This window comes from Fructobacillus sp. CRL 2054 (assembly GCF_028764065.1).
In the GTDB taxonomy this organism is placed as follows: domain Bacteria; phylum Bacillota; class Bacilli; order Lactobacillales; family Lactobacillaceae; genus Fructobacillus.
Map to the genome: position 1 here is coordinate 1 of NZ_JACOFN010000006.1, position 11778 is coordinate 11778.

The 11778-nt window shown below is 43.8% G+C and carries 15 protein-coding genes; 2 read left to right on the forward strand and 13 right to left on the reverse strand.

The window, feature by feature from the left end:
- Positions 1 to 208: 208 nt before the first annotated feature.
- Genes H7198_RS03600 through gmk form a run of 5 tightly spaced genes read right to left on the reverse strand, consistent with a single transcriptional unit; the run spans position 209 to position 2448 of the window.
- Positions 209 to 580 carry a hypothetical protein gene (locus H7198_RS03600; protein ID WP_274458422.1) on the reverse strand — a complete coding sequence of 124 codons (372 nt, stop codon included), beginning with the start codon at positions 578 to 580 and terminating at the stop codon, positions 209 to 211.
- On the reverse strand, positions 577 to 990 hold the full coding sequence (locus H7198_RS03605; protein WP_274458423.1) for a CvfD/Ygs/GSP13 family RNA-binding post-transcriptional regulator: 414 nt from the start codon (positions 988 to 990) through the stop codon (positions 577 to 579). The genes H7198_RS03600 and H7198_RS03605 overlap by 4 nt, the downstream gene beginning before the upstream one ends.
- 50 nt (positions 991 to 1040) lie before the next feature.
- Positions 1041 to 1616 (reverse strand): peptidylprolyl isomerase, encoded by a 576-nt coding sequence (locus H7198_RS03610; RefSeq protein ID WP_274458424.1) that lies wholly within the window; start codon positions 1614 to 1616, stop codon positions 1041 to 1043.
- 1 nt (position 1617) lies between these two features.
- Entirely contained in the window at positions 1618 to 1833 is a 216-nt protein-coding gene (gene rpoZ / locus H7198_RS03615; protein WP_091502429.1) for a DNA-directed RNA polymerase subunit omega, read from the reverse strand.
- Positions 1834 to 1845: 12 nt separating this feature from the next.
- Positions 1846 to 2448, reverse strand: a complete 603-nt coding sequence (gmk, locus tag H7198_RS03620; protein ID WP_091502427.1) for a guanylate kinase — start codon at positions 2446 to 2448, stop codon at positions 1846 to 1848.
- 300 nt (positions 2449 to 2748) lie between these two features.
- Here gmk and H7198_RS03625 point away from each other — a divergent pair, with 300 nt between their 5' ends.
- Positions 2749 to 3069, forward strand: a complete 321-nt coding sequence (locus H7198_RS03625) for a hypothetical protein (protein WP_274458425.1) — start codon at positions 2749 to 2751, stop codon at positions 3067 to 3069.
- A 62-nt stretch (positions 3070 to 3131) separates the two neighbouring features.
- Here H7198_RS03625 and H7198_RS03630 read toward each other — a convergent pair whose 3' ends face one another.
- The 4 genes from H7198_RS03630 to H7198_RS03645 form a co-directional block, all read right to left on the reverse strand.
- Positions 3132 to 4226 carry a metaphase chromosome protein 1 gene (locus H7198_RS03630; RefSeq protein ID WP_274458426.1) on the reverse strand — a complete coding sequence of 365 codons (1095 nt, stop codon included), beginning with the start codon at positions 4224 to 4226 and terminating at the stop codon, positions 3132 to 3134.
- A 12-nt stretch (positions 4227 to 4238) separates the two neighbouring features.
- On the reverse strand, positions 4239 to 4589 hold the full coding sequence (locus H7198_RS03635) for a hypothetical protein (protein WP_274458427.1): 351 nt from the start codon (positions 4587 to 4589) through the stop codon (positions 4239 to 4241).
- Between the two features lie 90 nt (positions 4590 to 4679).
- A complete protein-coding gene (locus H7198_RS03640) occupies positions 4680 to 7076 on the reverse strand; it encodes an endonuclease MutS2 (RefSeq protein WP_274458428.1) in 2397 nt (798 codons plus the stop codon).
- A gap of 15 nt (positions 7077 to 7091) precedes the next feature.
- The gene (locus H7198_RS03645; RefSeq protein ID WP_274458429.1) at positions 7092 to 7613 is read right to left on the reverse strand and encodes a CvpA family protein; all 522 of its coding nucleotides are present in this window, start codon (positions 7611 to 7613) and stop codon (positions 7092 to 7094) included.
- Positions 7614 to 7699: 86 nt separating this feature from the next.
- On the opposite strand from H7198_RS03645, the gene rnhC reads away from it, so the two are divergent.
- Positions 7700 to 8665, forward strand: a complete 966-nt coding sequence (gene rnhC, locus H7198_RS03650; protein WP_274458430.1) for a ribonuclease HIII — start codon at positions 7700 to 7702, stop codon at positions 8663 to 8665.
- A gap of 64 nt (positions 8666 to 8729) precedes the next feature.
- Here rnhC and H7198_RS03655 read toward each other — a convergent pair whose 3' ends face one another.
- The 4 genes from H7198_RS03655 to smpB form a co-directional block, all read right to left on the reverse strand.
- The gene (locus tag H7198_RS03655; RefSeq protein ID WP_274458431.1) at positions 8730 to 9029 is read right to left on the reverse strand and encodes a hypothetical protein; all 300 of its coding nucleotides are present in this window, start codon (positions 9027 to 9029) and stop codon (positions 8730 to 8732) included.
- A gap of 11 nt (positions 9030 to 9040) precedes the next feature.
- The gene (locus H7198_RS03660) at positions 9041 to 9415 is read right to left on the reverse strand and encodes a DUF948 domain-containing protein (RefSeq protein WP_274458432.1); all 375 of its coding nucleotides are present in this window, start codon (positions 9413 to 9415) and stop codon (positions 9041 to 9043) included.
- Positions 9416 to 9532: 117 nt separating this feature from the next.
- A complete protein-coding gene (gene rny / locus H7198_RS03665) occupies positions 9533 to 11089 on the reverse strand; it encodes a ribonuclease Y (protein WP_274458433.1) in 1557 nt (518 codons plus the stop codon).
- A 223-nt stretch (positions 11090 to 11312) separates the two neighbouring features.
- Positions 11313 to 11777 (reverse strand): SsrA-binding protein SmpB, encoded by a 465-nt coding sequence (gene smpB / locus H7198_RS03670; RefSeq protein ID WP_274458434.1) that lies wholly within the window; start codon positions 11775 to 11777, stop codon positions 11313 to 11315.
- Position 11778: the final 1 nt, after the last annotated feature.

Here is an 11778-nt window from a genome sequence, read left to right on the forward strand (position 1 = left end):
GTTTTGCTGGTGATTATCAAGCAAAACTTGATAACCGCTTGTCCCTCGCAAGGAACAATAATTAGTATACCGGCATTGACCCGTTCGGTCAATGCTTTTTTCGAAGAAAATTAACGAATATTCTAAATACGAATGAGACAAAAACTCCCTGAATAAACGTTTGTTTATTCAGGGAGTTTTTCTATATTGAGGCAGTTATTTAATACTCTTATTCGTCGAAAGACGTAAAGGTTGATGGCTGAATAGTCGTCAATAGGTTGCGAATCTCATCACCAGACTTAAAAACCAGTCCTCCCGGAAGCTTTCGATGAACGTCTTCGAAATCAACTACGTGAAAAGAATACAGTGGTGCTTGCTCATTATCGTCCAGTTGAATTGTGGCAAGCTCACCTAAACGCCAAGAATCGAAATCTTTTACCCCTAAATCAGCAAAAGACTTCAAAATCATCCCCAACGACGTTTGTTCATGGTGCTGGTGAACTTTCACAACCAAAAATTCGTCATGATCATTCTTTTCCTCTACTAAGAAGTATGGAAGATTATCTTGATAAGCAATTACTGTTGCTGCTACAGTTGTCATTTTATCTTCTCTCCCTTTTGTTGGTCATCTAGATGCAAGCGTTTTGAAGCCTCAGCCATCCAGCCCGGCATTGCTAAAGCAATTGGTTCGAAACCAAAGTCCAAATGGTAGTTTGTCCAAAAGCGTCGCTTAACATTATTATTTTTGATAATTGGCGTGTGTGCCAAACTCATCAATGGTAACTGACGAACCGAAAGTGAGATTTTTTGACTATATTGATCGATATCCAATACAATCGCTGAGACTTTTTGACCAACAGACAATTCATCCGATAAATTCTTAACAACGCCCGATTTCAATTCGGAGATGTGAATTAATCCCTGCGTATCCTCGTCTAACTTAACAAAGGCGCCATAAGGTTGAATTCCAGTTACGGTACCCGTAACCTTTTGTCCAATTTTATAGTTCATCAGGTTAACCCTTCCATGTTTTTTGTAGTAAAAAAGTCCCCACCAAAAGGTTAGAGGACTACTTTTTCAATCACAATGTCCTCTAAAGGACGATCAGCTCGGTCTGCTTTCGCAGAAGCAATCTTATCAACGACATCCATGCCATCAACAACTTGACCAAATACTGTATGCTTTCCGTCAAGCCAAGGTGTACCACCTTGTTCTTGATAGACTTTAGCAATTTCTTCCGCATAACGGCCAAGGTATGGCTTCATTTGCTTTGGAAAATGCTTGTTTTGAACAATAAAGAACTGTGACCCGTTTGTTGCTGGTCCAGCATTCGCCATGGATAATGCGCCACGAATGTTAAAGAGTTCTTTTGAGAATTCGTCCTTAAATGGCTTACCCCAAATACTCTCGCCGCCACGACCGGTTCCTTCCGGATCGCCAGTTTGAATCATAAAATCGTTGATTACACGATGAAAAAGAACATTATCGTAGTAGCCGTTCTTAGCATGGGTCAAGAAGTTTTCAACAGCTTTAGGAGCCTGATCAGGGAACAAAGCCAAGGCAATGTCACCATAATTCGTCTTCAAAGTTGCTCGAACATCGTTTGGCCCTACATTGAGCTGTGGAAAATCTGTCATTTTAATCCTCTGAGTCTTGAACAACGGGGTTGATAACCACGTCGCCTTCTTCGATTTCTTCAAGTGCTTGTCCAACTGACTTAACAGAGTTGAACTTTACTTGGGTAGCTGGCATACCAGCATCCAATTCACGGGCACGCTTTGATGCCAAAGCAATCAACTTGTAACGTGAGTCAACCTTTTCGAGCAACTTATCAACTGATGGATAAAGTAACATTGTGTTCTCCTTTTACTGTTCCGCAATTTGTTCCAAGACACGTGACACCCGAAGGCGTTCGGCTGTAATAATTGCTTTAATTCGATCAACTGCATGGGCTACTACGTCGTTTTCAACAGCATAGTTATAGTTAATCATCTTCTTTAATTCATCTCGAGCTGCAGCAACACGCTTTTCGATTACTTCAGCAGAGTCAGTACCACGACCAATTAATCGTTGACGCAGGTTCTTAATATCAGGTGGAGTCAAGAAGATGTATACACCTTCCGGCATCTTGGCTTTCACTTGCAAGGCACCTTGCACATCAATTTCAAGGAAAACATCTCGCCCAGAAGCGAGCGTTTCTTCAATGAACGACCGTGGCGTTCCGTAGTAGTTTCCTACGTACTCCGCATATTCTAGCATGTCTCCAGCTTGAATCTTGTCTTCGAACTCTTCACGAGAAACAAAGAAATAATCCTTACCGTTTTCTTCCCCAGGGCGGGGCTTACGAGTTGTTGCAGAAATGGAATAACGAAAATCTACTGCATCGTCTTCAAAAATTGCCTTTCGAACTGTTCCTTTACCAACACCAGAAGGCCCTGATAAGACAATTAACAAGCCACGTTCAGTCATTGTGCTTCCTCTTTATCGTATTTAGTATCTAATAGTAGTAGTTTACCAGGAAAAAGGTTGAAATTCAACGAAAGAAGTACGGGCGAACCACTTTGACTGAACAGTGATTTCTGCTATTAATTTTTGCTATGCGAATAAAAAGGGAACAGAAAGAAAGTTTGTTTCCTTTTTAAAAACGTTGAATTATAGGCCTTCAAGACGTTTTTTCTCGTCTTATACAAAATTTAACCATTCTTTCTCCTTGATTTTACGAACAGTTGTTCGTATACTTAAGTCACAGAGATAAAGAGGAGGCGTCTGATGCAAGCTAAGCTTTCAGCCCAACCACAATTCAATCGATTCAACCAGATTAAACAAGCCTGGAATAAAATGAAGGAGCACTTCGCCCTTGTTCCCTTAAAAGAACAACAATCAACGACCGTCTTGATTAATCGACTGGAAGATGCCATTAACGCTGGCACTCCAACCGCTGTTCAAATGAACTATGGTTTTGAACAAGAAGACATTCAAGACTTCTACGGCGTTCTTTTTCAAGATCGTGCCGGTTCTCTATTAATTGAAGATGTCCATACAAACCAGTGCCACCACCTTTCACCTGAACTTCTTCGCCACATCGGGTAAGTTCAGAATTAAATTAAAAAGACCAGTTACATGACGTAACTGGTCTTTTTACATTTAACAAACTATTCTGCACGCTTTGGCTCAGTTAGAAGTGCTTCCACTTCCTTCATTGGCATTGCAGCTAATAATGTATTAACAGCCTTAATATCAACGTAATGGTCTAATCCACAAGACTCAAGCGCAGCGATACGAATCGTATCAACCGCCTTCTTCTTATCCAAGAACTTGATGTACTGAGCAATTTCACCACCCAATCCATCGAGTGAATCCCATTCAGGCTGCCAATAATCCATCAAATCCTTCTTTGCAAAGGTCGTCAACAAATCGTTGGTCCATTCACGGTGAGTCACGTTGTACTTTTCAGCCAATCCCTTGTGGAAGGCAAGTAACATTTGAACTTCTTGTTCAGAAACAACATCCTTAATGGCTGTCTTCTGGAAAGTCTCAACCATTCGCTTACCAAAGGAAACTTCTTCGTCGATTGCTTCAGCAGATAACTTCTCACCCTTTGGTTCGGCATCTTTGCCATCCAACTTAGGCTCCGTTACCTTCAAGCCCTTGTAGACTTCTGCAATCGTTTCGAGGTCAAAATTATCGTCCTTTTCGTCTTGACTCAAGAACTTGAATTGCAAGTCATCAATGGCATTGCCGTCTGACATGACTTTAGCAACGTCTTGACCTTGAAAGCGGAAGTAGTTCACGGCCAAAACCGTACGAACAATCATCCGCCAGAAGTTTGGATCGAATGATGTTGTTTGTACAGAGAAACGGTCCGAAACAGAAGCTTCCTTAGCTAAGAAGGCCTGGATATCGTACAAAACAGGCGTTAACAAGATGAAGTAACGCCAGTCACGGTCAGCTGACTGTACCAATGCTGCTTGCATCACTTCGTTCATCTTCACAATCACGTGCTTATCGGATGTGAAGTCTGAGAAATTCTGCTGAACCATCGTGGCAATCAAATCATCCAAGAAGAAGGAAGCCACTTCAAAGGTTGCCTTCTGATAGCTGTGCTGCTTGGTCAAGAAGAAGCGGGCGCGTAGAAATCCAGCAAATTCGTTGTAATCGAATGGGGATAACTTTGTTTTTTGTTGGAACTTTTGCAAGCTCTTTTGCTTCTTAACCTTCTTAATTTGTGCTGATTTTCCCTGCTTCATAGAAACTCCTCCTTAAATACTTAAGTCTAGCAAATACTTGCCGTGGCCAAATTCCTTGAGCTTAAACTGGAAAATTTGATCTTCGCGTGTCAAATCAGGTGTTTTCACTGTTGCCTGACGGTCGCCCTCTAATTCGGCAATCTCGATTGCTTGGTTAATCGCTGATAGCACTGGAGCAAAGGCCTTAGGCTCAGCTGATGAATAGAACAAATCAGCATTTCCATAGGTATTGGAACGGCGCTGCAATGAAACCGACACCTTAAAGCGGTTCACTTCAAAAACCAAGTGGTTGTAGTTAAAGTCGCGAGCGTATCCGAACAAAGCGGATAGGTATTGTCCGGCTGGATATTTCTTCTCTGCCATCGTTCTCCTTTTGGGGCGTAGGCCCTCAAATTTATTTCATGAATTATCTATTATCTAAGACAACTATAGTTCAATTATTTCATAAAGTCATTAGCGCAAGGTTACAATCGTAGCCCCATCCCCACCGGCGTTTGCCGATGCAAAGTGGAACTCCTTGACACGTCGGTCAGAACGTAAGAACTGAGTGACTCCTTGACGAAGTGCACCTGAACCCTTTCCATGAATGATTTCCACGGAAGAAAGGTTTCCTAAAACAACGGAATCTAGGTAACGGTCCAACTCGTGCAAGGCTGCTTCATAACGAACGCCACGCAAGTCCAACTTCGCCTGCACCCGACCAGTATGACCGGCCGTAGCCGTCGTGCTAACCTTCTGACGTTTCTTCTGCTTCTTTTCCTGCTGAGCCTTAGCGGTTGCTTCCGTCTTCTTCAAATCATCTTCATCAACCAACATCTTCAAGATGCCCATTTGAACTTCCCATTGGTCATTCTTATGCTTCTTAACCAATGTTCCCTGCTGGTTGTAGGACGAAACAACGACCTCATCACCAGGCTTCAACTCTTTGACGCGCTTTGCCTTCTGAAGAACCTTGTTCTTCTCCAACTTGTCAGATTGCTGCAAAGCCGCGATGGCCTGCTTCTGTTTCTGCAAATCCTGTTCAGACAACTTAGCCTGCTGTCCACCGGCCAAACGTTCGGAACGAATTTCTTTAATCAACTTTTCCGCTTCATGCTTAGTCTTTGAAACAAGCTCGTTGGCCTGCTTCTTAGCGTCCATCATGACTCGGGCCTGGTCCTTTTCAAGCTTGAGCGTCTTTTCATCCAACTCATTTTTAGCTTGTTCAAAGTCCTTCCGCTCAGTAGCCAGCTGTGCGCGTTCTTCCTTGGCTTCCTGTCGTTGGTCAACCAAGTCTTTGATCATATCGTTTAGCTGTTGGTCCTCGGGGTTGACCATCGTTTTGGCATCCGCCAAAATCTCCTGGTCAAAGCCGAGACGGGCAGCAATCGCCAAAGCGTTTGACTGTCCTGGAACGCCAATTAACAACTGGTAAGTTGGTTGAAGCGTCTGCACATCAAAGACCATCGAAGCATTCTCGGTACCAGAACGCTCGTTCCCATATAACTTCAGCTCTGGGTAGTGGGTCGTAGCAATCGTCCGTGCACCCAAGGCTTTTGTCCGGTCCAAGATGGCCATGGCCAATGCCGCACCTTCGGCAGGATCAGTTCCCGCACCCAATTCATCGAAGATGACCAAGGAGTTTTCATCTGTTCGAGACAAAATTCCCTTAATGTTTTCCATGTGGGAGGAGAATGTGGATAAGTTCTGCTCAATCGACTGTTCATCCCCAATATCGGCAAAGATATCATCAAAAACCGTCACCGTTGAGGGACGACCGACTGTGATAAAGAGTCCAGACTGCGCTAACAATTGCAACAAGCCCAGCGTCTTAATGGTAATGGTTTTACCACCGGTGTTTGGTCCGGTGATAATCAAGGTTTCATAGTCCTGGCCAAGCGAGATATCGTTCTTTACCGACTTCTTCTCACCAATCAAAGGGTGCCAAGCCTGGTTCAAAGCCACGACCTTTTTCTTTGAAAGCTCGGGCGCCATGGCGTTTTGTGCCTTAGCCAAACGGGCCTTGGCGTTGATAAAGTCTAACTGGCCCAAAACATTAGCATTCTGCGTCAGATCTTCTAAATGCTCAGAAAGCAGAACGGATAATTCGGCCAATACACGGTCTTCTTCAGCTAGCGCCAAGACGCGCACCTCGGAGAGCTCGTTTGCCAATTCTACAACGGCTTGTGGCTCAATGTAATAAGTCTGGCCAGATTGACTTTGGTCATGAACGATACCCGGAATCTGATGGCGGTACTCGACTTTGACCGGTAATACATAGCGGTCAGCACGCTTTGTCACAATGGTCTCAGACAAGTAACGTGCGGACTTACCACGGGTGTAGTTCGCCAAACGTTGCTTAATGGCATCTTCCTTCCCCGCCATTTGGCGACGGAAGGAGGCTAAAGCAGAGGATGCAGAGTCCAAGACACGGCCGTTATCATCGACGGTCTCTTGGACCTTCTTCGTCAATTCAGGAAGCAAAACCAACTGATCAACCTTGCCCTGCAAACGTGGGACTGAGTCCTGCATGTCATCGGCCTGAATTCGCTCAAAAAAATGGGCAATGGCAGCGGTCGCCTTCAAGACTTTGGCTAAAGCAACGATTTCAGCTCCATTCAAGGATGCCTGAATTTGCAAACGTCGCACTTGTTCCTGAATATCAGTCAAGTCAGGGAGTGCCATCCCCCCGTGCAAACGTTCCACCATGGCAGCTTCGGCTGTTTCTTGTAACCATTCAGCGACTTGGTCATAGTCAGACGATGGCTGTAAAGCTTCAACCGTCTTCTTTCCCTGTGCCGTCTGAATGAATGGTAAAAGTTCATCCTTTACCTTGTTATATTCGAGTGTTTGTAATACTTTTTGATTCATGATACCTCGTTAAGTTTATAACCACCACTGATAAATCTGATTTGAAATAATTGGGAACTGGTCCAGGTAATCACTCAAGTAGTGATTTTCCGTAAACTGTCCTTGTAACCAAGCGTTTGGAATGACTGACAAGACTTGTAAGCAGAAAAAAGTCAAAACCAAGCCAAAGGCCAATTCCAGCAAAGCACCCAGTAAGCCATCGACTTTACCTAGGAATGGTAAACGGCGGACAAAGTGAATGGAACGCAATAGGAAATGTCCAATAAAGGATCCAATAATCATAATCACCACGAAGGCCAAGCCTGAGGCCAGGAAGCTTGATCCGTCGTTAGCCCAGGCAGTTGGAACAGATGGTCGGGCAAACTGACCCGAAATCCAACCGGAGAAAACCGTCGACAGCGGCTTTGACAACACCGTGGCAACGTAGAGAATCAATCCCCAGAGAACAACGCGGGTTAGGGTCATAACAAAGCCAGTGCGATAGCCCGAGTGTGTCATGACAATTAAGAATAAAATGGCAATCGACATAAGTACCATGGGCTTGTCCTCCTCAAAAGCAGGCAGACTAAATAGCCTGCCTTGAATAAGGTCAATTATACCATTAAAACTGCTATAATTAAGGCATGCAAACTGTGATTTTATTGACAAAAGAAGGCCTTAAGCAAGCAAAATCAACCTATGCGGATCAGCTGCTTAAAAAGGCCCCACCATACAGTCTCTTTCAGGCTAAAAAAAACGGTGTCACGATTACCGCCTATAAGTCGGGTAAAGTTCTCTTCCAAGGACAGGAACCTGAAAGAGAAGCCGTTCACTTTAAGCAATACGAAAGCAAAAAAACTGTCAGTTCTTCAAAAAAGGAAAGTAAACCAGTGCTCTCAACTAAAACAACCTCACATAGCAAAAAGCCCCGCACGAAACTGCCGGCCGGCTTTGCCGACTGGGGTGTTATCGGTTCCGATGAAGTCGGTGCCGGTGCCTACTTTGGTCCTTTGACCACTGCGGCTGTATACGTTCCCCGCGATAAAGTAGCAGAACTCCGAAAACTAGGCTTTGCGGATTCAAAAACTTTAACAGACGATAAGATTAAAGAACTCGCGCCCTATATCATCGAAAACCTGCCCTACCACATCGTGAACCTAACACCCGACTTTTATAACCAAAAGCAGCAAAGTGGCCAAAACGTCGTCGCCATGAAGGCCCTTTCCCATAACTTCACACACAATCAAGTACTAGCAAAGTTAGCACCCAGTGATCAACCAGATGCTATCCTGGTTGATCAATTTGTGCAAGGCTCCTCCTATTACCGTTACTTGGATAAAAACCGTCAGAAAAAACCAACGGTTCCCACCTACTTCATTACAAAGGGTGAGTCCGAACACGTTGCCGTGGCGGCAGCCTCCGTCCTCGCTCGCTACGTTGAGCTACAAACGATGAAGGAACTTAGCCAGGAGGCCGGTATGACTTTACCAATTGGTGCGGGAAAAGAAGCCGACCGTAAGGCAGCGCAGCTAATGAATCAGGGTAAGGACCTCAGCCACTTTGCAAAACTACACTTTGCGAATACAAAAAAAGCGGAAGCCCTTCGTTAAGTAAAACTTCAACTAATCAAAAAAGCATTGAACAACCAATCAGCTGTTCAATGCTTTTTTATGTTTACTTTTGCAAATCAAGATCTTTTTCTTCAATCTCGATGTCAGGTTGTGCTGCTTCATCTTGGGCTGAAACCGAATCAGTCAAAGCATCACGTGATTCTTGATAGGAAACCTTAGCCTTTTCAACGTATGGTGAGACAGCTTCCGTTGCCTTTTCCACCATGTCTTGAACCTGACCCTGCACGTGATTCAACTTATTCTTTAATTCTTCTTGTTTTTGTTCGGACTTGGCAACCTTGTATGCTGCTGATGCCCCCATTGCAAACAAGAATCCAGCGAGAAACTTTGTTGTTGCTTTCATGTCTAATCCCCTTACTTTGCCTTCTTAGAAGACTTCTTGCCAAATAGCTTTGATAATACTAGAGTCAAACCAGTCTTTGTGGCTGTTCCAAACCCTGATACTGATGATGAGGTATTACGTACTGAACGGTTCAAGTCTGAAATTGTTTCAGATAAATCGGCAGCAGCCTGTACCGTAACGTTCAACGTTGCCATCTTATCGTTGATATCATCAACAAGTAAGTTCGTATTGGCCACCAATTCATTTGATGAACGAGCAATCGTATCCAAATCAGTCGTTAGAATTGAAACGGTACGAGTCAAACGGAGTAAGAAAACCGTAATTGCGACGACCAAAAGCAAAAAGGCCAAAGCAAAGATTAGTAGTGATATTTGTCCAACAGTCATAATCTCTCCTATCTGTACTTAAATTACTAAGTATTAATCATTTCTATTGTAACAAATTAAAATATCTTTAACAGTGGTAATCAAAGTCAAAGAAAAAAGCCCCCGAGGGGGACTTTTTTATCGAGCATAATCAACGGCTCGTGTTTCACGAACAACGGTCACCTTGACGTGTCCCGGATATTCGAGTCGGTCTTCGACTTCCGCCTTAATATCGTGGGCCAAGACAGTTGCTTGAATGTCAGAAACCTGATCAGGTTCAACAATCACACGAACTTCTCGTCCCGCTTGAATAGCGTAAGCAGATTTAACACCGCTGTAATCACTGGCAATGTGCTCCAAATCTGTTAATCGTTGAACGTAGTTTTCAAGCGATTCAGAACGGGCACCAGGTCGAGCAGCAGAAATAGCATCCGCTGCCGTGACCAATTCAGCCAATGGTGAGGTTGGTTCGATATCGCCGTGGTGGGCAGCGATAGCATTAATAACATTTGGCTTTTCATGATACTTTTCAGCAAGACGAACACCGAGTTCAACGTGAGATCCTTCAACTTCGGCATCGACTGCTTTTCCAATATCGTGTAAGAGGCCGGCACGCTTTGCTTGTGCGACATCCATTTTAAACTCAGAAGCCATTAAGCCGGTTAGCTTAGCAACTTCAATTGAGTGTTGTAGTACGTTTTGACCATAAGACGTACGGTAATTCATTCGACCAATTAACTTAATTAGATCTGGATGAAGCCCGCGAATTCCTAATTCAAAGACCGCGGATTCACCCTTTTGGCGAATGTTTTCATCCATCTGACGACGGGCCTTTTCGACTGCTTCTTCAATCTTCGCAGGATTAATCCGTCCATCGGAAATCAAAGCTTCCAGTGCGTTTTTAGCAATCTGTCGGCGAAGTGGATCAAAACCAGAAAGAACGACAGATTCAGGGGTATCATCGATAATCAAATCAATCCCTGTCAAGGATTCAATTGTACGGATATTACGACCCTCACGGCCGATGATACGGCCCTTCATGTCTTCGCTAGGCAAGTTTACAACAGAAACCGTCACATCAGAAACGGAATCGGCTGCAGAACGCTGGATGGCTTCCACAATCATGTTGCGGGCACGCTTTTCACCCTCATTCTTAGCATCTTGTTCATATTCCTGAATCAAGTTAGCACGTTCTTTTTCAAGTTGTGCCTTTGCCGTATTAAGAATGATTTCCTGCGCTTGGTCCTTGTTCAGCTGACCAATTTCTTCCAGCTTGGCTTCTTGTTCAGCCAACTTTTGGTCGGCCTCTTGGTCTTTTTTAGTAGCAGCATCCAAACGAGCCTGTAACTTTCCTTCCTTCTTAATCAAGGAAGCATCACGTTCGTTCAATGTTGCATCTTTTTTATCCAAAGTATCAATGCGATCCTGAACACGGGTTTCTTGGTCTTCCACCCGCTTTTGTCGATTAGACAAGGAATCTTCTACCTGACGGCGGTACTCTTGGGCATAGCCCTTAGCATCCACTTCGGCAGATTTTTTAATACTTTTGGCTTCGTCATTTGCTTGTTTTAAAATGTTTGTTGCAATCTGCTTAGCGTTATTGACACGAACTTGATCAACAATCTTCTTCGTGACATAACCACCAGCTAAGCCGATTAAAAGAGCAAAGAGTGCTGAGATAATAATCGTCAGCATATTCTTTTCCTTTCAGTTGTAAATTGTTTTCAATTCACATGTCTAGTATAGACAAATTTTTACCTTGGGTCAATTAGACTAGAATTAAAAATAGCACAGATAATTCCAACTGAAAGCCGTTCTTATCCCCTTTTCAATTCAATTCTGACAAGTAAAAACTTTTTAATAAAGTCAATTCAGCTCGTTCTACTTTAGAAAAAAGAGCCCACTACTGGGCTCTTTTTTATCGCTTAAATTGTCGGTTCAAATCACGTTCAATATCACGTTTCTTAATGGACTGACGCTTGTCGTATTGTTTCTTACCACGGCCGACACCAATCAAGACTTTGGCAAAGCCCTTCTTCATGTAAACCTTCAAAGGTACCACCGTTACACCGGATTCTTTTACCAATGCAGACAAGTGTTGAATCTGCTTCTTATGTAAAAGCAGAACACGCGAACGCAGCGGGTCAACGTTGAACTGGTTCCCCTGCTCGTAATTCGCAATGTGAACATTGGTTAAATAGGCTTGCCCATCATGAATGGTCACAAAACCATCCCCAATCGTGATTTGCCCTGCTCGAACAGACTTAATCTCAGTTCCGGTTAACACCATCCCCGCTTCAAAAGTCTCTTCGATGGCATAGTTAAATCGAGCCTTTCGGTTCGTCGCCAAGGCATCGTTTTGTTGTACTTTTTTCTTTGCCATT